This is a genomic window from Pseudomonas sp. HMSC08G10 (assembly GCF_001808425.1).
GTDB classification, from domain to species: Bacteria; Pseudomonadota; Gammaproteobacteria; order Pseudomonadales; family Pseudomonadaceae; genus Aquipseudomonas; species Aquipseudomonas guariconensis.
Map to the genome: position 1 here is coordinate 32,174 of NZ_KV793291.1, position 16,374 is coordinate 48,547.

Annotated in this window: 18 protein-coding genes; 12 read left to right on the top strand and 6 right to left on the bottom strand. The window is 62.0% G+C overall.

Going from position 1 to position 16,374, the window contains the following annotated elements; genetic code table 11:
- Positions 1 to 82: 82 nt before the first annotated feature.
- Positions 83 to 943, bottom strand: a complete 861-nt coding sequence (locus HMPREF3173_RS02800; RefSeq protein ID WP_070571445.1) for a DUF6279 family lipoprotein — start codon at positions 941 to 943, stop codon at positions 83 to 85.
- Positions 944 to 1,073: 130 nt separating this feature from the next.
- Between HMPREF3173_RS02800 and HMPREF3173_RS02805 the strand changes: the two genes are divergently transcribed.
- Positions 1,074 to 1,910 (top strand): CvfB family protein, encoded by an 837-nt coding sequence (locus HMPREF3173_RS02805; protein WP_043209290.1) that lies wholly within the window; start codon positions 1,074 to 1,076, stop codon positions 1,908 to 1,910.
- Here the strand turns inward: HMPREF3173_RS02805 and HMPREF3173_RS02810 are convergent, their stop codons facing one another.
- Positions 1,911 to 2,291 (bottom strand): hypothetical protein, encoded by a 381-nt coding sequence (locus HMPREF3173_RS02810; protein WP_043209291.1) that lies wholly within the window; start codon positions 2,289 to 2,291, stop codon positions 1,911 to 1,913.
- A 272-nt stretch (positions 2,292 to 2,563) separates the two neighbouring features.
- On the opposite strand from HMPREF3173_RS02810, the gene HMPREF3173_RS02815 reads away from it, so the two are divergent.
- Positions 2,564 to 3,517, top strand: coding sequence for a YihY/virulence factor BrkB family protein (locus HMPREF3173_RS02815; protein WP_043209293.1), 954 nt, complete (start codon positions 2,564 to 2,566; stop codon positions 3,515 to 3,517).
- The gene (gene def / locus HMPREF3173_RS02820; RefSeq protein WP_070571446.1) at positions 3,514 to 4,050 is read left to right on the top strand and encodes a peptide deformylase; all 537 of its coding nucleotides are present in this window, start codon (positions 3,514 to 3,516) and stop codon (positions 4,048 to 4,050) included. Before HMPREF3173_RS02815 ends, def begins: the two co-directional genes overlap by 4 nt.
- Here def and HMPREF3173_RS02825 read toward each other — a convergent pair.
- Positions 4,005 to 4,454, bottom strand: coding sequence for a GNAT family N-acetyltransferase (locus HMPREF3173_RS02825; protein ID WP_070571557.1), 450 nt, complete (start codon positions 4,452 to 4,454; stop codon positions 4,005 to 4,007). The two genes, def and HMPREF3173_RS02825, sit on opposite strands and share 46 nt — an antisense overlap.
- Before the next feature lie 239 nt (positions 4,455 to 4,693).
- Between HMPREF3173_RS02825 and HMPREF3173_RS02830 the strand changes: the two genes are divergently transcribed.
- The 7 genes from HMPREF3173_RS02830 (at position 4,694) to HMPREF3173_RS02860 (ending at position 9,513) form a co-directional block, all read left to right on the top strand.
- Positions 4,694 to 4,951 carry a DUF2790 domain-containing protein gene (locus tag HMPREF3173_RS02830; protein WP_043209299.1) on the top strand — a complete coding sequence of 86 codons (258 nt, stop codon included), beginning with the start codon at positions 4,694 to 4,696 and terminating at the stop codon, positions 4,949 to 4,951.
- Between the two features lie 82 nt (positions 4,952 to 5,033).
- A complete protein-coding gene (locus HMPREF3173_RS02835; protein ID WP_043209302.1) occupies positions 5,034 to 5,990 on the top strand; it encodes a threonine dehydratase in 957 nt (318 codons plus the stop codon).
- Positions 5,991 to 6,088: 98 nt separating this feature from the next.
- The gene (locus HMPREF3173_RS02840; protein WP_070571447.1) at positions 6,089 to 6,733 is read left to right on the top strand and encodes a LysE family translocator; all 645 of its coding nucleotides are present in this window, start codon (positions 6,089 to 6,091) and stop codon (positions 6,731 to 6,733) included.
- Between the two features lie 209 nt (positions 6,734 to 6,942).
- Positions 6,943 to 7,365: a YybH family protein gene (locus tag HMPREF3173_RS02845; protein WP_043209305.1), complete on the top strand. Its 423-nt coding sequence runs from the start codon at positions 6,943 to 6,945 to the stop codon at positions 7,363 to 7,365.
- A gap of 52 nt (positions 7,366 to 7,417) precedes the next feature.
- A complete protein-coding gene (locus HMPREF3173_RS02850; protein ID WP_043209307.1) occupies positions 7,418 to 7,762 on the top strand; it encodes a YciI family protein in 345 nt (114 codons plus the stop codon).
- Between the two features lie 18 nt (positions 7,763 to 7,780).
- Positions 7,781 to 8,272, top strand: coding sequence for an SRPBCC family protein (locus HMPREF3173_RS02855; RefSeq protein WP_070571448.1), 492 nt, complete (start codon positions 7,781 to 7,783; stop codon positions 8,270 to 8,272).
- Positions 8,272 to 9,513, top strand: coding sequence for an RNA polymerase sigma factor (locus HMPREF3173_RS02860; RefSeq protein WP_070571449.1), 1,242 nt, complete (start codon positions 8,272 to 8,274; stop codon positions 9,511 to 9,513). Before HMPREF3173_RS02855 ends, HMPREF3173_RS02860 begins: the two co-directional genes overlap by 1 nt.
- 109 nt (positions 9,514 to 9,622) lie before the next feature.
- On the opposite strand, the gene HMPREF3173_RS02865 is transcribed toward HMPREF3173_RS02860, so the two are convergent.
- Together HMPREF3173_RS02865 and HMPREF3173_RS02870 are read right to left on the bottom strand one after the other, a co-directional pair.
- Positions 9,623 to 10,093, bottom strand: coding sequence for a MaoC family dehydratase (locus tag HMPREF3173_RS02865; protein ID WP_043209315.1), 471 nt, complete (start codon positions 10,091 to 10,093; stop codon positions 9,623 to 9,625).
- 36 nt (positions 10,094 to 10,129) lie between these two features.
- Positions 10,130 to 11,074 (bottom strand): alpha/beta hydrolase, encoded by a 945-nt coding sequence (locus HMPREF3173_RS02870; protein WP_070571450.1) that lies wholly within the window; start codon positions 11,072 to 11,074, stop codon positions 10,130 to 10,132.
- Between the two features lie 212 nt (positions 11,075 to 11,286).
- On the opposite strand from HMPREF3173_RS02870, the gene fadD2 reads away from it, so the two are divergent.
- Positions 11,287 to 12,975 carry a long-chain-fatty-acid--CoA ligase FadD2 gene (gene fadD2 / locus HMPREF3173_RS02875; protein ID WP_070571451.1) on the top strand — a complete coding sequence of 563 codons (1,689 nt, stop codon included), beginning with the start codon at positions 11,287 to 11,289 and terminating at the stop codon, positions 12,973 to 12,975.
- A gap of 291 nt (positions 12,976 to 13,266) precedes the next feature.
- Positions 13,267 to 14,964 carry a long-chain-fatty-acid--CoA ligase FadD1 gene (gene fadD1, locus HMPREF3173_RS02880; protein WP_043209321.1) on the top strand — a complete coding sequence of 566 codons (1,698 nt, stop codon included), beginning with the start codon at positions 13,267 to 13,269 and terminating at the stop codon, positions 14,962 to 14,964.
- A 78-nt stretch (positions 14,965 to 15,042) separates the two neighbouring features.
- Here fadD1 and HMPREF3173_RS02885 read toward each other — a convergent pair whose 3' ends face one another.
- A complete protein-coding gene (locus HMPREF3173_RS02885; protein WP_070571452.1) occupies positions 15,043 to 16,350 on the bottom strand; it encodes an NAD(P)/FAD-dependent oxidoreductase in 1,308 nt (435 codons plus the stop codon).
- Positions 16,351 to 16,374 lie beyond the last annotated feature (24 nt).

The following is a 16,374-nucleotide window of genomic DNA, read 5'->3' on the forward strand; positions in this document are numbered from 1 at the left end:
GTTTGAGGCTGCCTTACAGCCCATCGCAGGCTGTCGCCAGCGCTTACGACTTTCTGGGGCGGCTGGCGACAGCGCAAAGGTGCTACCCCTTCATGCACTTGAGTTCGGTGAAGTCGTTGCGCACCTTGCTCAGCCGTTGCTGGAGGTACTGCCGTTGTACCGGGGTGCTCTGCTTCATCAGGTCCACCAGCAGGCTGCGGGCCTGTTGTTCGGAATGCTGGAAGGCGATGCGGTATTCCGGGCTCCATAGGCTTTCCTTGCGTTGCAGCAACTGCGCGATGCGGGGCTCGAAGGCGGGCGTGTCGCGCTGAGCCATGACCAGCACCAGTTGCTGCTGCCAGTGGGCGCGGTTGGCGATCCACTGACGATTCTGGTCACCGAGAGCCTGGGACCAGGTCAGCACACGCAGGCGTTGAGACGCGTTGAGTTCGCCCAGCCAGGGTTCGAGGCGCTTTTCCATGCGTTTGGCGCGGTCGTTGATCTGCTTGGGCAGGGGCGTCTCGACATAGTTGGCCTGGCGCTCGCGGATGTCATCAAGAAAGGCCTGGCGCATCTGCGCGACCTGCTCGTCGCTCATGCCACGCAACAGCTGGGTGGCGGAGGGGGTGATCGCCTCGGCGACCCGGCCGATGGCCTGGCGAGCCTCGGTGGTGCGTTGCAGTAGTGCCTGGTCGGTAACTTGGTCGGTGACGACCATCTGGCGGATCTGGTCGAGCCACTCCAGGTAGCCGGGCAGTTGCGTCTTGCAATGCCAGGCCAGGTGCTGCTTGAGACGCTCATCGAGCCAGGTTTTCTGCTGGCGGTTCATGTTCAGGTAGTCATTCAGGGACCAGGGCACCAGCACGTCGAGGTTGCGGTAAGCCAGGTCGATGCGGCTGCAGGCCGCCACCGCCAGGGTCAGGCACAGGACGATGATGCACACAGGGCGTAGGGTGACGGGCATGGGCGAATCCTTGCTGGAGCTTGCCAGGCAGTAGACGCAAGGGAGCTCCGTCGGTTCCTGGGCACGGACGGCCAGGCGGCGAAGGCTGTTCAGGTGTAGAATAGTCGCCTTGTCTTGAGGATCTTCGTAAATGGCTTTGCTTGGGCGTTACAACAGTTTGCAAATCGTGAAATACACGGACTTCGGCCTGTACCTGGATGGCGGTGCGGATGGCGAGATCCTGCTGCCCAAGCGCTACATCCCCAAGGACGTCGACGCCGAGATCGACGACTGGCTCAATGTGTTCATCTACCTCGACAGCGAAGACCAGCTGATCGCCACCACCGAAAAGCCCAAGGTACAGGTCGGTGAGTTCGCCAGTCTCAAGGTCAAGGACATCAACGGCGCGGGCATCTTCCTCGACTGGGGGCTGTCCAAGGACCTGTTGATGCCCTATTCGGAAGAGTCGCGTCCGCTGAAGATCGGCGACTACTGCGTGGTGCACGTCTACCTGGACAAACGTACCCGTCGCATCACCGCCACCGCACGCCTGGACCGCTACCTCGATCGCACCCCGGCCGACTACCAGGCCGGCCAGCCGGTGGAACTGCTGGTGGCCGGGCAGACGCCCATGGGCTTCAAGGCGATCATCAACAACCGCCACTGGGGCTTGATCCACAAGAACGAGGTGTTCAAGTTCCTGCGTTCGGGCATGCATGAGAAGGGTTACATCAAGGAAGTGCGCCACGACGGCAAGATCGCCCTGAGCCTGCAGCCGGTGGGCAAAGTCCTGGTCGACAGCCTGCCCGAGCAGATCATGGCGCGCCTGGAGGCGGCGGGCGGGATGCTCGAGGTGTGCGACAAGAGCGACCCTGAAGTGATCAGCCGACTGTTCAATGTCAGCAAGGGCAACTTCAAGAAAGCGATCGGCGCCCTCTACAAGCAAGGCCGCATCGTCATCCTTGACGATCGCATCGAACGGGCCTGATCAACCCTGCAGGAAGGGCGTGAAGTCCAGCTGCTCGCCACCGGGGCGGGTGTCGCGCAGCAGCGAGTCACGGTCGGCGCTCAGGGCCAGGCTGATGGTCGAGCGCCGCTTGCCCGGATGACGGACTTCCATCTGCTCCTGGTGAGCGCGCAGGAAGTTGGTCGGCACTTTCAGGTGCTGCAGCTCATCGGTCTCGGGGGTGTGCAGCAGCAGGTTGACCCAGTCGGGCTGGCCTTTGCGCAGTAGCGCCGTCGGCACATCGAACCACCACAGGTTACGTTTGCGGTCCAGGATCGCGAGCAGGGTGTTGTCGCGGTTGAGCACCGGCCGCTCCAGCGCTTGGTTACGGCGGGCGATGGCGGTGGGTTTGTCGAGTTTCATGCAGGTTCCTGCGGGTTGACGCGAGATAAGGCCTGGTATTGTGCGGGGCCGGCTGCGGGCAAACAAGCCTGGGAGCAGCGGCCCGGTCCAGCAGCAAGGCGCTGACGGTTCAGCCCCGGTCGGTCTACAGGCATTTGTAGCTGTTTTCTTTTGTTGGCCTGGCGTTGAGCTGCAACGTGTCTGATGTGGTCTATTAGACTTGCATCATTGAAACGTGCCTGCCCGATTGGCTGGCCTTCACCTGACACGATCCTGCAGCGAAAGGAGACGCTATGTTTTTCCCCAACCTGCGCGGTTTGCCCCTGCACCGCGTGCTGGTGCGCACCGTCCGCGAGTTTCTCGATGACGAGATGTCCACTTATGCGTCCGCGCTCGCCTACCAAATGCTGTTTTCGTTGTTTCCCTTCCTGTTGTTCCTCATCGCCCTGATCGGTTTCCTGCACCTGCCGGACTTCTTCTCCTGGCTGCGCCTGCAGTCGGAGCTGGTGCTGCCGCCCCAGGCCCTGGAGCAGGTCAATCCGGTGATCGACCAGCTGCAGCAGTCCAAGGGGGGGCTGCTCTCGGTGGGTATCGTCATCGCCCTGTGGACGGCTTCGGCTGGCGTGCGCCTGATGATGAGCGCGATGAACGCCGCCTACGACGTACCCGAAGGGCGGCCGGTCTGGAAGCGCATCCCGCTGTCGGTGGTTTACACCATCGGCATCGCCGGTATGCTCCTGGCGGCGGCGGCGCTGATGGTGCTGGGGCCGCAGGTGATGGAGTGGATCGCCGCCCAGGTGGGCATGCAGGAGGTCATCGTCACGGTCTGGACCATCCTGCGCTGGCCGGCGATCATCATTCTGATGATGGTGGCGGTGGCGCTGATCTACTACGTCATGCCCGATGTGAAGCAGGAGTTTCGCTTTATCACCCCAGGCTCGGTATTGGCGGTGGTCGTGTGGATCATTGCTTCGCTGGCATTCGGTTACTATGTGAAGACCTTCGCCGATTACAACGCCATGTACGGCAGTATCGGGGCAATCATCGTCCTGCTGCTGTACTTCTACATTTCCGCCGCCGTGCTGCTGCTCGGTGCCGAGATGAACGCGGTGATCGAGCACATGTCGGCCGAAGGCAAGAACCCTGGCGAGAAGGAAGCCGCAGGTCATACCTCCAAGGAGACATTGACCGTGCTCGGCCATGAACATCCTGTCGAGCCCCAGCCGAGTGAGCCGAACCCCCGATGATCCGTGACATCCTCAAGATGGGCGACGAACGCTTGTTGCGCATCGCCCCACCGGTACCGGCGGACCTGATCGGCAGCGAGCAGTTGCAGGCGCTGATCGACGACATGTTCCAGACCATGCACCACGTGGGCGGCGTGGGCTTGGCCGCACCGCAGATCGGCGTCGACCTGCAACTGGTGATTTTCGGCTTCGAGCGCAGCGAGCGCTATCCGGACGCCGAACCCGTTCCCCAGACCATCCTGCTCAACCCGGTGATCACGCCCTTGTCCCCGGAGGTCGAGGACGGCTGGGAAGGCTGTCTGTCGGTGCCGGGGCTGCGCGGTGTGGTGCCGCGCTTCAAGCACATCCGCTACGAGGGCATCGACCCCGATGGCAATGCGATCAACCGCTTCGCCGACGGTTTCCATGCCCGTGTCGTGCAGCATGAATGCGACCACCTGATCGGCCGGCTGTACCCGTCGCGAATTCAGGACTTCAGCAAGTTCGGCTATACCGAGGTGCTGTTCCCTGGGCTCGATGCCCGTGACGACTGATCTCGCACCATTGCCACCAGGCGCTTGCTGCGCTGGTAGCGCGCCAGCCGTGAGGCCAGTGCCTCGGGCAGCGTATCTGTCAGGGTGAAGGCCTGGCGCTGGTAGAAGTCCTCCAAATCAGGATGGCAGAACAACCAGGTCGGGCCGCAGGTGACCTGCAGTGCCGCTTCGATCAACTCGGACGCGACCTGTCGGCCACGCCACGATGGCGCAACGAACAGGCCTGTGAGCCAATGCCCCTGGGCCACGGGGCTCAGGCTCATGCCCGCGACGATACCTCCCGCCCGTGCCACCCACCATTGGCCATCGCCCGCGGCGCGCATGCGAGAGTCGTGCTGGCGGTAGAAATGATCGAGTAGCTTGCGTTCAAGGGGCCCCAAAGGGCTGCAATGGAGCGGATTCATGGTCATGGGCAAGGGTTTTCGTGGAGGCGTTTTTTCGCAGATTGTTGCAGGGTTCGCAAGAGTGATTGTCCGAGTTCGGGGTTCAACTATTTCAGGCGGGGAGTAGACTTTCAGACATCCCCCGGCAGTACGAAGCGGGATCGGTACTTCGTGTCATCTTCGTAGTTGATGACAACTTCTCCGCGCCATTCACGGCATATGAAGTCAATCGAGTTGATTGCTTTTAAGGCCAACCTCTCATGAAAGCTTTACTGATTCTCGCACTGGTCGGTATGTCCTCGCTCGCCTTCGCCGATGAGGTCAAGACCGCCACCAACCAACCTGCAGTCGAGCAGTACGACTATTCCACCAACCTGGACATCAAGCGGGTGATCAGCCTGTCGACCATCCCCAACGTCTGCGAGGTGGTGCCTGCGACCATGACCTACGAAGACCACCAGGGCCAGGTACACACCATCCAATATCGCGCCATGGGTGAGGGTTGCAGCCAGGGCTGAAACTGTCGGTGGGCAGATAAGGTTTACCTCGGCGTCGGGTCGGGCTTAGGATCGATCTCCCTTTGATGAAGGAATATCGTCCATGTTCGACCTGCCCGCCCTGCGTGAAGCCGCCGACTTCGTCCACCAGCACGTTCCCGCCACACCGCAGCATGCCTGGCCGCTTTTGGCCGACCGTTTGGGTTGCAAGGTCTGGGTCAAGCACGAAAACCATGCGCCGACCGGTGCCTTCAAGGTTCGTGGCGGGCTGGTCTATGTGCGGTCGCTGTTGGCCAATGGCAAACCACCGCGAGGGCTGGTCACCGCCACTCGTGGTAACCATGGCCAGAGCATGGCGCTGGCGGCGCGTCAGGCTGGGGTGCCGCTGGTGATCGTAGTGCCGGAAGGCAACTCGCGAGAAAAGAACGCCGCCATGCGTGCCTTGGGCGCCGAATTGGTGGAACACGGGGTCGATTTCGATGTGGCCCGCGAAGAAGCCGCCAGGCTTGCCGAGTCGCTGGGTTACGCCATGGTGCCTTCATTCCATCCGGAGCTGGTGCGCGGCGTGGCCACCTATGCGCTGGAGCTGTTCGATGCGGTGGCAGACCTGGATTGCGTCTACGTGCCGATCGGCATGGGTTCGGGTATTTGTGGTCTGATTCAGGCGCGCAACCTGCTGGGGTTGAAGACCCAGATCGTCGGCGTGGTTTCCAGTGCTGCCGATGCTTATGCCCAGAGCTTCGAGCAGGGACGCATCGTCACTACCGAGACCGCCGACACCTTCGCCGACGGCATGGCCTGCCGAGTTCCGCACCCTGATGCCTTCGCGCTGGTTCATGAACACGCCGCACGCATCGTGCGCGTCACCGACGATGAAGTCGCCCAGGCCATGCGCCTTTACCACGAAGCCACCCACAACACCGCCGAAGGTGCCGGCGCAGCGGCCCTGGCGGCGTTGATGCAAGAGCGCGCGCGTCAGGCCGGCAAGCGTGTGGCGGTGGTGCTGAGCGGGGCGAACATCGATCGAGAGCGCTATGCGCGGGTATTGCTCGGTGCTTGAGGGTATTCAGGCGAGGTTTCTTGCGCGAAAGATCTGAACAGGGCATCACGCGCTCAGGCACAATCGCCTTCCCTTGAACCTGCATGACCGAGTCTCCCATGCCCTTTTCGAATGGATTCCTCCTCAGCCTGTCCCTGTGCCTGGACATCGGTGTCGCCAACATCGCCATGATCACCCTGGCCATGCAACGCGGTTTCATGCAAGGCGTGTGGCTGGGGCTGGGGACGTGCGTGGGTGATCTGATCTATGCCGTTGCCGCGCTCGCGGGCATGACCGTGCTGCTGCAGTTCGAAGCGGTGCGCTGGACGTTGTGGCTGGGCGGCTCGGTCCTGCTGGTGTGGTTCGCGCTGAAGATGTTGCTGGCGGCCTGGCGCGGTGGGCATCTGGAGGCCAGTGGACAGGCAGTGGTGGAGCCGGCCTGGCGCGAATTCTTGCGGGGGATGTTCCTGGCCATGTCTTCGCCCAGTGCCATCCTCTGGTTCGCGGCAGTGGGCGGGGTGCTGATTTCCCGCTCCGGTGCCGGTGGGCCGCTGGAGGCCGGACTGTTCCTGGGCGGCTTCTTTGCGGCCGGGGTGGTGTGGTGCCTGGGCCTGTGTGCTATCGCCAGTCACGGCGGGCGTTTGCTGGGAGATCGTCTGCTGACGTGGTCGTACCTGCTGTCGGCGGCGATCTTCTGTTACTTTGCCGGATACGTGGTGCTTTCAGGCTACCGTGAGTTCATCCTTGCAAGCCCTGCCATGTGATTTTCCGGGGCTGTGATTTGTCCGTGAGCAACGATTTTGGTATGCGCGGGTAACCCGCTCCTATACGTCAAAGCTGAAAAGCCGCAGTGTTTGCTGCTTTGATACTTTTTTTGCCTGCCTTGTCGATTTCCCCAATCACCATTCGACCAGTCATGAAGGCGCCGAAACTTGAGGCGCCAACCGCTCATGACCGATTGGAGGAAACACCGATGAACACCGCCGAAACCCAACTCAGCCAATTGATCGACCGCTGGATGCAGGCCGTGCGCGACCGCGACCTGGACGCCATCTGCGCGCCGTACGCTGACGATATCGTCGCCTTCGATGCCATCAACGCATTGCAATTCAAGGGTAAGGCCGCCTACCGGGCGCACTGGGAAATGTGCATGAGCTTCTGCACCGGGCCCATGGTGTTCGAACTGGCGCAACTGACCGTGCATGCCGACGGTGACCTGGGTTTTGCCCATTGGCTCAATCGCTGCGGCCCTTCGGACGACGAGAGCCAATGCGGCTTCATGCGGGCCACCGTAGGCTATCGTCGTAGTGGCGGGCAATGGCAGGTCATTCACGAGCACTGGTCGGCACCGTTCGACATGCAAACCCAGAAAGCCCTGTTCAACCTCAAGCCTTAACGACCCTGCCGCTCATCGGCAAACGCACCTTTGCGCAGCATTGGAGACGACCATGAAATACCTGTGCCTGGTCTATTGTGACGAAGGGCTGCTGCACAGCCTGCCCGACAGCCCTGAAGATGCCGAATGCATGGCCTACGCTGAGTCGTTGCAGGGGGCCGGGCGAATGCTTGCGGCCGAGGCGCTCAAACCTGTGCAGACCGCCACTACAGTGCGTGTGCGGGGTGGGCGCATGAGCCTTACCGACGGCCCGTTTGCCGAGACCAAGGAGCAATTGGCGGGTTTCTACCTGGTCGATGCGCGCGACCTGAACGAGGCACTGAACATCGCCAAAGGCATTCCGGCGGCGCGAGTCGGTAGCGTTGAGGTACGGCCTGTACGTGAGTTGCAACCCTGACGACGGAGAACGACCAGCATGAGCCTTGCACAGCCCGGCCCGCAACAGTCGCCACACGAGTTGTCCATCACACGCTTGATCGATGCTCCTGCGGCCAAGATGTTTCGCGCCTGGACCGAGCCACAGTGGTTGACACAGTGGTGGGGACCCCATGGCATGACCACCCCCGAGTGCGAGTTGCAACTCTGGGTGGGCGGGCTGTTCCGGACCTTGATGCGAGCCCCCGATGGCGCCGAGTATCCCAACCAGGGGGTGTTCCTGGAGATCGTCGCGCCGCGGCGGTTGGTGTTTACCGATGCCTTTGGGCCGGGCTGGGTGCCTTCGGACAAAGCGTTCATGACGGCCGTGATCACCTTCGACGAGGAACAGGGCAAGACCCGCTACACCGCACGCGCCTTGCACTGGAACGCCGCCGACTGCCGTGCTCATGAGGAGATGGGTTTTTACCAGGGCTGGGGTGAAAGCCTGGATCGGCTGGTCGAGGTGGTGACCCAGCGGATGCCGGACTGATGCTCGAGGCTCAACAGGTGCGGCGGGAGGTCGAGGCGGTCTATCGGCAGGACTCCCGGCGTATCCTGGCGACGCTGATCCGCCTGCTGGGCGACTTCGATCTCGCTGAAGAGGCCCTGCACGACGCCTTTTTCATTGCCGTCGAGCGTTGGCAACGCGATGGCATCCCAGACAACCCGCGTGCCTGGCTGGTGTCTGCGGGCCGCTTCAAGGCCATCGACGCCTTGCGCAGGCGCGCCCGCTTCGACCGATCCCAGGCGGACCTGGTCATGTTGCTAGAGGACGAACGGGAGGGTCCCGGCGAGGAGGAGGATCTGGTGGATGATCGCCTGCGGCTGATCTTCACCTGTTGCCACCCGGCGCTTTCAGCCGATGCCCAGGTGCCGCTCACCCTGCGTGAAGTCTGCGACCTGACCACCGAGCAGATCGCCCGAGCCTTCCTGCAAAGCCCGGCGACCATTGCCCAGCGCATCGTGCGCGCCAAGGCCAAGATCCGCGATGCGCGCATTCCCTATCAAGTACCGGCGCTGGCCGAACTTCCAGAGCGCCTGGAAAGTGTGCTGCGAGTGGTTTACCTGGTCTTCAACGAAGGTTATTCGGCCTCCACGGGTGATGACCTGATACAGCGTGAGCTGTGTGACGAAGCGATCCGGCTCGGACGGTTGCTTGCCCAGTTGTTGCCGGATGCCGAGGTGCTTGGGCTGTTGGCGTTGATGCTGCTGCAGGCCTCGCGATTGCAAGCGCGCAGCGATGCGGCGGGGGAGTTGGTGGTACTGGACCGACAAGACCGCAGCCTGTGGGATCGTGCCCAGATCGCCGAAGGTTGCCAATTGGTGCAACAAGCACTACGCAGCCGGCAGTTCGGTGCCTATAGCGTGCAAGCGGCCATTGCCGCGGTGCATGCCGAGGCTTCAAGTCCCGAGCAGACCGACTGGCAGGAAATCGTAGGGTTGTACGATGTGTTGCAACGGCACTGGCCGTCACCGGTGGTCGAGCTTAACCGGGCGGCGGCATTGGCCAGGCGTGACGGGCCAAGGGCGGGGCTTGTGGCGATCGAGGCGATTCTGCAGCGTGGCGAGTTGCGCGACTATCATCTGGCCCATGCTGCCCGGGCGGAGTTGCACCGTCAGTTGGGCCAAGACGAGCAGGCCCGCACAGCCTGGCAGCAGGCGCTGGCGCTTACCCGGCAGGGGCCGGAGAGGCGGCACATCGAGCGGTGTCTGCGGGAGCTGGATCGCTAGGCGGCGCGGGTGAATCTTTTGCAGGTGAACCCGCGCCCACGGTTTTCAGGGCAGCGCTGGCCTTGTAGGAGCGGGTTCACCCGTGAAAGCGTACTGTCGACGGGCTCGATCAGCTGGCAACGAAGTTCGGCGGGCTGACCAATTCGACGGTCTGCTGTTTGCGCGGAGCCAGGATCTCGGCGACGCCTTCGACCACCAACTCGTCGTTCTGGTTGTACACATTCGTTGCGATGCGCACCTTGAACTTGGGTAGCTTCTCGAGAATCTCCAGGCGCACGGTCAGGGTGTCGCCGATCTTGACCGGCTTCTGGAAGCTCATCTGCTGACCCAGGTAAATGGTGCCTGGGCCTGGCAGGGTGCAGGCAACCGCGGCACTGATCAGTGCACCGCTGAACATGCCATGGGCGATACGCTCGCGGAACATGCTCTTGGCGGCGAATTCGGCATCCAGGTGTACCGGGTTGTGGTCACCGGACATCGCAGCGAACAGCTGGATGTCGCGCTCTTCCACGGACTTTTCATAGCTGGCTTTCTGCCCGACTTCGAGGGCTTCGTAGGGCGTGTTGGTGACCTGGGACATCTGGGCTTCCTTAAGGGGCGGACGAGCAAGTGTACATCATTCACTGCGGGCAGGGCGGCCAAGGGCCAGCGCCTGCTCCAGCCAGCCGAGGATGTCGGCGGTGACCTCGTCGCGGTTGGTTTCGTTGAGCACTTCGTGTCGCGCTGCAGGGTACAGGCGCAGCTGCACATGGCGGTTGCCGGTCGCGCGCAGGGCGTCGGCCAGATGCTTCAGACGCTTGCCGTCACTGACCGGATCACATTCGCCGCCTAGGACCAGGATCGGCAGGTTCGGGTCGATCTGCGCGAGGTTCTTCGGCTGGCTGATCTGCGCCAGGCCCTGGAGCAGGTCGATCCACAGCTGGTTGCAGCAGCGAAAACCGCATAGGGGGTCGGCGATGTACTTATCGACCTCCTCGGCATCGCGGCTGAGCCAGTCGAAGGCCGTGCGGTTGGGCTTGAACGCTTTGTTGAACGAACCGAAGGACAACCATTCGATCAGTGCACTCTTGCCCAGATAGCCCTGGCGCCAGGCCTCCAGGCGTGCAATCAGCGCGGCGGTGCGGTAGAGCAGCGGCGGCTGGAAGTTCGAGCCGCTGAGCACGGCACCCTGGAGGCTGGCGCTGTGGTGCATGAGGTAGGCCTGGGCGATGTAGCTGCCCATGCTGTGGCCGAACAGAAACAGCGGTGTGCCGGGAAACTGCTGGCCGATGTGCTGGGCCACCAACCCAAGGTCGTTGACCACGGTGTTCCAGCCATGATGGCGGGCGAATAGGCCGAGATTGCCGAGTTCCGCGGTGCGGCCATGGCCGCGTAGATCGGGGGCGAACAGGGCGAAACCTGCATCGGCCAGGGCATGCCCCAGGCGCTGGTAGCGACCGGCGTGCTCGGCCATGCCGTGGGCCAGCAGCACCACGGCCTTGACCGGTGTTGTCGGCAACCACTGATGGACATACAAGCTGCAATGCTCGCTGGCGGGCAGCCAGAAGGCGTCATGGGGCATGGCGAGTCCTTGGCTCATGGGTTGCAGACAGTGTATGCCCAATGGGCCTGATTGCAGGAAGGGCACAAATAAGATTCACAATGTTAATGGCGGCACTTGGCGTATATGCCGTCTCCTGCTTACCTGCTAACGTCGATTCAACGCCTTCTTGCCCGTTCGTGAGCTTGGGCAGGCAGGTCAGGGACAGCGCATGGCAGAGGAACAACAATAAGATGCAAGCCGACTTCTGGAACGACAAACGCCCGGCGGGCGTGCCTTCCACCCTCGAGATCACTGCTTATCAATCGGTCGTCGACGTGTTCGAGCGCTCCTGCAAGCGCTTTGCCGACCGTCCGGCCTTCAGTAACTTGGGCGTGACCCTCAGCTACAGCGACCTCGAGCGTTATAGCGCTGCCTTCACCGCCTGGTTGCAGCAGCACACCGACCTCGTTCCGGGCGATCGCATCGCGGTGCAGATGCCCAACGTCCTGCAATACCCCATTGCCGTGTTCGGCGCGATGCGCGCCGGGCTGATCGTGGTGAACACCAACCCGCTCTACACTGAGCGAGAAATGCGCCACCAGTTCAAGGATTCCGGTGCCCGCGCCCTGGTCTACCTGAACATGTTCGGCAAGCGGGTCCAGGAGGTATTGGGCGACACCGATATCGAGTACCTGATCGAGGCGAAGATGGGCGATCTGCTGCCGTTCGCCAAGGGCTGGCTGGTCAATACCGTGGTCGACAAGGTCAAGAAGATGGTGCCGGCCTACCGGCTGCCCCAGGCCATATCGTTCAAGCAGGTGCTGCGCCAGGGCCGGTCGGGCGTGCCCAAGCCGGTGCCACTGAGCCTCGATGATGTCGCGGTGTTGCAGTACACCGGTGGCACCACGGGGCTGGCCAAGGGTGCCATGCTCACTCATGGGAACCTGGTGGCCAACATGTTGCAAGTGCTGGCCTGTTTCTCCCAGCACGGCCCGGATGGGCAGAAGCTGATCAAGGATGGCCAGGAGGTGATGATCGCACCGCTGCCGCTATACCACATCTATGCCTTCACCGCGAACTGCATGTGCATGATGGTCACCGGCAACCATAACGTGTTGATCACCAATCCCCGTGATATTCCCGGCTTCATCAAGGAGCTGGGCAAGTGGCGTTTCACCGCCTTGCTTGGCTTGAACACGTTGTTCGTTGCCTTGATGGACCATCCTGGTTTCAAGTCCCTGGACTTTTCCTCGCTCAAGGTCACCAACTCCGGAGGCACGGCTTTGGTCAAGGCCACGGCCGAACGCTGGGAGAGCCTGACGGGCTGTCGCATCGTCGAGGGCTACGGCCTGACCGAGACCTCTCCGGTCGCCAGCACCAATCCTTACGGCGCGCTGGCGCGTCTGGGGACGGTGGGTATTCCTGTGCCTGGCACAGCATTCAAGGTCATCGATGACGAGGGCAACGAGCTGCCTCTGGGCGAACGGGGCGAGTTGTGCATCAAAGGCCCGCAGGTCATGAAAGGCTACTGGCGCCAACCTGAGGCCACCGCACAGACGCTGGATGCCGACGGCTGGCTCAAGACTGGCGATATCGCCGTGATCGACCCGGACGGTTTCACCCGGATCGTCGATCGCAAGAAGGACATGATCATCGTCTCGGGTTTCAACGTGTACCCCAACGAGATCGAGGAAGTGGTCATGGGCCATCCCAAGGTTGCCAACTGCGCGGCCATCGGTGTGCCCGACGATCGCTCCGGCGAGGCGGTCAAGCTATTCGTGGTGCCGCGAGAGGCAGGCTTGAGCGTCGACGAGCTCAAGGCGTACTGCAAGGCCAACTTCACCGGCTACAAGGTGCCCAAATACATTGTATTGCGCGACTCGCTGCCCATGACCCCGGTGGGCAAGATCCTGCGCCGTGAGCTGCGGGATATCGCCTGATTTGCCCAAGGCCTGTTCGAACGGCAGAAGAGGGCGGTTCGCAAGCGCTCTATCCTGCCGTTTTCGGCTTGAATTGCGACGTTTTGGATAAATACTCTAAAAATGACCGGTACATTTCTTTGAGTCATTATTGTGACCGGCTGGGCCGATTTGGGCTCTAGGCGACCCCTGGCAAAGCTGTTACTCTCGGCGCGCTTTCAGATGATCCGGTTTGCAATGAGCCGTCATCCCATATCAATAATAAACGCGTAATGCGTGACGAATTCGCTGTTGCTGAAGGAGCGGGCTTCCATGATCGAAAATTTTTGGAAGGATAAGTACCCAGCCGGGATAACGGCGCAAATCAATCCTGACGAGTTCCCCAATATCCAGGCGGTGCTCAAGCAATCCTGCCAACGCTTTGCCGACAAACCGGCCTTTAGCAACCTGGGCAAGACCCTCACCTATGGTGAGCTGTACACCCTGTCGGGCGCCTTTGCCGCCTGGCTGCAACAGCATACCGACCTCAAACCGGGTGATCGGATTGCCGTACAACTGCCGAATGTCCTGCAATACCCCGTGGCCGTGTTCGGTGCCATGCGCGCAGGTTTGATCGTGGTCAACACCAACCCGCTCTACACCGCGCGGGAGATGGAACACCAGTTCAACGACTCCGGCGCCAAAGCCTTGGTGTGCCTGGCCAACATGGCGCACCTGGCCGAGAAGGTGGTGCCAAAGACCCAGGTCAAGCACGTCATCGTCACTGAAGTGGCCGACTTGCTGCCACCGCTCAAGCGCCTGCTGATCAACAGCGTAATCAAGTACGTGAAGAAGATGGTGCCGGCCTACAACCTGCCGGGCGCTGTACGCTTCAACGATGCCTTGGCGCTGGGCAAGGGTGGCGCGGTGACCGAAGCCAACCCACAGCCGAACGACGTTGCGGTGCTGCAGTATACCGGCGGCACCACCGGGGTTGCCAAGGGGGCCATGCTGACCCACCGCAACCTGGTGGCCAACATGCTGCAATGTCGCGCCCTGATGGGGGCGAACCTGCACGAAGGCTGCGAGATCCTCATCACACCGCTGCCGCTGTACCACATCTATGCGTTCACCTTCCATTGCATGGCCATGATGCTGATCGGCAACCACAACGTGCTGATCAGCAACCCCCGTGACCTTTCGGCGATGGTCAAGGAACTGGGCAAATGGAAGTTCAGCGGCTTCGTCGGCCTCAATACCCTGTTCGTTGCCCTGTGTAACAACGACGCCTTCCGCGCCCTGGACTTCTCGGCGCTGAAAATCACCCTTTCCGGTGGCATGGCCTTGCAACTGAGCGTGGCCGAGCGCTGGAAGACCGTCACCGGCTGCGCAATTTGCGAAGGCTACGGCATGACCGAGACCAGCCCGGTCGCAGCGGTCAACCCGGCCGAGGCCAACCAGGTCGGGACCATCGGCATTCCTGTGCCTTCAACCCTGTGCAAGGTGATCGACGACAGCGGTCGCGAGCTGGGCCTGGGCGAGGTCGGTGAGCTGTGCGTCAAGGGCCCGCAGGTCATGAAGGGCTATTGGCAGCGCGAAGAGGCCACCGCTGAAATTCTCGACCAGGACGGTTGGCTGAAGACTGGCGATATCGCAGTCATCCAGCCTGATGGCTACATGCGCATCGTCGATCGCAAGAAGGACATGATTCTGGTTTCTGGTTTCAACGTCTATCCGAACGAGCTCGAAGACGTACTGGCCAGTCTGCCGGGCGTGCTGCAGTGCGCGGCGATCGGTGTGCCGGACGAAAAGTCGGGCGAAGTGATCAAGATGTTCATCGTGGTCAAGCCGGGCATGACCCTGACCAAGGAGCAGGTGATGGAGCACATGCGCGCCAACGTCACCGGCTACAAGGTCCCTCGTCACATCGAGTTCCGCGATGCGCTGCCGACCACCAACGTCGGCAAGATCCTGCGCCGTGAGCTGCGTGATGAAGAGCTCAAGAAGCAGGGCCTGAAGAAGATCGCCTGACGTTGCTCATGCAGGGCTGCATTGCAGCCCTGCGCAACCAAGGTTCGGATCCTGGGGCTGTCACGCAGCCCTCAGTGATCAGCGCAGTTTCTCGAGCATCTGGTAGTACCACATTCCTGCCGCCAACAGCGGATTGCCCAGCAAATCCCCCATCGGCACCTTGATGTGCTTGCACGCCGCGAAGGTGTCGAACTTCTCCAACGTCCCGGTCAGCGCCTCGGCCATGATCTCGCCCATGATGTGGCTGGTGGCGATGCCGTGCCCGGAGTAACCCTGGCAGTACCAGACGTTGTCCGACAGCTTGCCCAACTGCGGAATCCGGTTGACCACGATACCCATCGCGCAACTCCACTTGAACTCGATCGGCACACCCTTGAGGGCCGGGAAGGTGCGCTCGATGCACGGGCGCAGCTCGGCTTCGATGTCCCGCGAATCCTTGCCCGAATAGTTGGCGCCACCGCCGAACAGCAGGCGCTTGTCGGCCGTGAGGCGGTAGTAGTCGAGAACGAAGCGGCAGTCGTATACCGCCAGATCCTGGGGGTTGATCTGGTCGGCCAGCTCACCGAGCGGCGCAGTGGTGACGATGCCACCCATGGCCGGGAAGATCTTGCCCTTGAGCTGGCGCTTTTCCAGCTTGTGATAGACATCACCGGCCAGCAGCACCTGGCGCGCCTCGATCCGGCCTCGGGCGGTGACCACCGCCGGGCGTGGCCCATGGACGATCTCCAGCACCTCGGAGTTCTCGAAAACCAGTGCGCCCAGGCCATGGGCTGCGCGCGCTTCGCCCAGGCACAGGTTGAGCGGGTGCAGGTGCAGGTTGCGACGGTTCTTGAGGGCGCCCAGGTACAGCGGGCTTTGCAGGTGTTCGCTGACCGCATTGCGATCGAGCAGGTGCACCAGGTCGCCCATGCCACGGCGCTGGGCTTCGTCGTAGCTCGCTTGCAGTTCATCCATATGCGAAGGCTTCATCGCTGCGTGCAGGTGCCCGCGCTTGAGATCGCAGTCGATGCCGTAGCGCTCTACGCGCCGCTCGATGATCTCGTGGCCCCGCCAGCGCAGGTGCCAGATGAAATCGTCCACTTCTTCACCCAGGCGCTTGCGCATCTGCGTGCGCATGGCCTCGTCACCCGACAGGCTGCCGGTGACCTGACCGCCGTTGCGTCCGCTAGCGCCCCAGCCGATGCGGTTGGTTTCGACAATGGCCACCTTCAGGCCGCGTTCGGCCAGTTCCACCGCGGTGGCGACGCCTGTGAAACCGCCGCCGATGATGGCCACGTCGACCTGCTCGGTGCCCGTCAGGGTGGGGTACTGGGTAGGGTCGTTGAGCGTGGCGGTGTAGTAGGACGGCGCCCGTTGGGCTGGCCCGTTGTTCACTGCTGAGTTCATGTTCGTTCCTTACTGTGAATGGGG

Bases quoted from the DNA above. Each gene is read 5' to 3' on its own strand.
- HMPREF3173_RS02800 (WP_070571445.1), bottom strand. From the start codon at position 943: ATGCCCGTCACCCTACGCCCTGTGTGCATCATCGTCCTGTGCCTGACC.
- HMPREF3173_RS02805 (WP_043209290.1), top strand. From the start codon at position 1,074: ATGGCTTTGCTTGGGCGTTACAACAGTTTGCAAATCGTGAAATACACG.
- HMPREF3173_RS02810 (WP_043209291.1), bottom strand. From the start codon at position 2,291: ATGAAACTCGACAAACCCACCGCCATCGCCCGCCGTAACCAAGCGCTG.
- HMPREF3173_RS02815 (WP_043209293.1), top strand. From the start codon at position 2,564: ATGTTTTTCCCCAACCTGCGCGGTTTGCCCCTGCACCGCGTGCTGGTG.
- def (WP_070571446.1), top strand. From the start codon at position 3,514: ATGATCCGTGACATCCTCAAGATGGGCGACGAACGCTTGTTGCGCATC.
- HMPREF3173_RS02825 (WP_070571557.1), bottom strand. From the start codon at position 4,454: ATGAATCCGCTCCATTGCAGCCCTTTGGGGCCCCTTGAACGCAAGCTA.
- HMPREF3173_RS02830 (WP_043209299.1), top strand. From the start codon at position 4,694: ATGAAAGCTTTACTGATTCTCGCACTGGTCGGTATGTCCTCGCTCGCC.
- HMPREF3173_RS02835 (WP_043209302.1), top strand. From the start codon at position 5,034: ATGTTCGACCTGCCCGCCCTGCGTGAAGCCGCCGACTTCGTCCACCAG.
- HMPREF3173_RS02840 (WP_070571447.1), top strand. From the start codon at position 6,089: ATGCCCTTTTCGAATGGATTCCTCCTCAGCCTGTCCCTGTGCCTGGAC.
- HMPREF3173_RS02845 (WP_043209305.1), top strand. From the start codon at position 6,943: ATGAACACCGCCGAAACCCAACTCAGCCAATTGATCGACCGCTGGATG.
- HMPREF3173_RS02850 (WP_043209307.1), top strand. From the start codon at position 7,418: ATGAAATACCTGTGCCTGGTCTATTGTGACGAAGGGCTGCTGCACAGC.
- HMPREF3173_RS02855 (WP_070571448.1), top strand. From the start codon at position 7,781: ATGAGCCTTGCACAGCCCGGCCCGCAACAGTCGCCACACGAGTTGTCC.
- HMPREF3173_RS02860 (WP_070571449.1), top strand. From the start codon at position 8,272: ATGCTCGAGGCTCAACAGGTGCGGCGGGAGGTCGAGGCGGTCTATCGG.
- HMPREF3173_RS02865 (WP_043209315.1), bottom strand. From the start codon at position 10,093: ATGTCCCAGGTCACCAACACGCCCTACGAAGCCCTCGAAGTCGGGCAG.
- HMPREF3173_RS02870 (WP_070571450.1), bottom strand. From the start codon at position 11,074: ATGCCCCATGACGCCTTCTGGCTGCCCGCCAGCGAGCATTGCAGCTTG.
- fadD2 (WP_070571451.1), top strand. From the start codon at position 11,287: ATGCAAGCCGACTTCTGGAACGACAAACGCCCGGCGGGCGTGCCTTCC.
- fadD1 (WP_043209321.1), top strand. From the start codon at position 13,267: ATGATCGAAAATTTTTGGAAGGATAAGTACCCAGCCGGGATAACGGCG.
- HMPREF3173_RS02885 (WP_070571452.1), bottom strand. From the start codon at position 16,350: ATGAACTCAGCAGTGAACAACGGGCCAGCCCAACGGGCGCCGTCCTAC.